The sequence below is a fragment of the Streptomyces sp. NPDC051636 genome (genome assembly GCF_044453765.1).
GTDB lineage: Bacteria > Actinomycetota > Actinomycetes > Streptomycetales > Streptomycetaceae > Streptomyces.
Genome location: NZ_JBITDA010000092.1, coordinates 1 through 1336, shown reverse-complemented (window position 1 = coordinate 1336; position 1336 = coordinate 1). Strand labels below are relative to the sequence as shown.

Annotated in this window: 2 protein-coding genes; both read left to right on the top strand. The window is 67.4% G+C overall.

Annotation, left to right across the window (positions count from 1 at the left end; all coding sequences use genetic code 11):
• Nucleotides 1–567: DUF3459 domain-containing protein (locus tag ACIBBH_RS42515; RefSeq protein ID WP_399414370.1), on the top strand; the 567-nt coding region annotated here is incomplete at its 5' end.
• On the top strand, nt 564–1336 hold a 773-nt coding region (locus ACIBBH_RS42510; RefSeq protein ID WP_399414368.1), incomplete at its 3' end, for an alpha-amylase family glycosyl hydrolase. The genes ACIBBH_RS42515 and ACIBBH_RS42510, both read left to right, overlap by 4 nt.

Sequence of the window (1336 nt, the reverse complement as noted above, 5' to 3'; positions counted from 1 at the left end):
GGCGGCCGGCCCGCCTTCGAGGTCCGCGCGGTGCTGGCCGCGACCCTCTCCCCCGCCTGGGGCATCTACAGCGGCTACGAGCTGTGCGAGAACACCCCCCTCAGGGAGGGCAGCGAGGAGTACCTCGACTCGGAGAAGTACCAGCTCAAACCCCGCGACTGGGCCGCCGCCGAACGCGAGGGACGCAGCATCGCCCCCCTGATCGGCACGCTCAACTCCATCCGGCGCCGCCATCCCGCGCTGCGACGCCTGCGGAATCTGCGCTTCCACGCGACCGACAACGACGCCGTGATCGCGTACAGCAAACGCGACGGCTCGGACACGGTCGTGGTCGTCGTCAACCTCGACCCTCACCACACCCAGGAGGCGACGGTCTCGTTGGACATGCCGCACCTCGGCCTGGACCGGCACGCGACCGTGTCCCTGTACGACGAACTGACGGGTGAGACCTACCACTGGGGCAGGAGCAACTACGTGCGCCTAGTACCGGGCCGGGCGCCGGCACATGTGCTCCATGTCCGGCGATCGTCCGTCTCGCCCCAGATCGGAGGGCCCAGCGCGTCATGACTGTCAACAGCCCCGTCCCGGACACCTTCGAGGACACGCCCGCCAAGGACCGGGACCCGGAGTGGTTCAAGCGCGCCGTCTTCTACGAGGTCCTCGTCCGTTCCTTCCAGGACAGCGACGGCGACGGCATCGGCGACCTCAAGGGCCTGACCGCCAAACTGGACTACCTCCAGTGGCTCGGCGTCGACTGCCTGTGGCTGCCGCCGTTCTTCAAGTCACCGCTCCGGGACGGCGGTTACGACGTCTCCGACTACACCGCCGTACTCCCGGAGTTCGGTGACCTCGCCGACTTCGTGGAGTTCGTCGACTCCGCCCACCAGCGCGGCATGCGCGTGATCATCGACTTCGTCATGAACCACACCAGCGACCAGCACCCGTGGTTCCAGGAGTCGAGGAAGAACCCCGACGGGCCGTACGGGGACTACTACATGTGGGCCGACGACGACAAGCAGTACCCCGACGCCCGCATCATCTTCGTCGACACCGAGACCTCCAACTGGACCCATGACCCGGTCCGCGGCCAGTACTACTTCCACCGCTTCTTCTCCCACCAGCCGGACCTCAACTACGAGAACCCGGCCGTGCAGGAGGAGATCCTGGCCGCCCTCCGCTTCTGGCTGGACCTGGGCATCGACGGATTCCGTCTCGACGCGGTGCCGTACCTCTACGCGGCCGAGGGCACGAACTGCGAGAACCTGCCCGCCACCCACGAGTTCCTGAAACGGGTCCGCCGCGAGATCGACGCCCAGTACCCGGACACCGTGCTGCT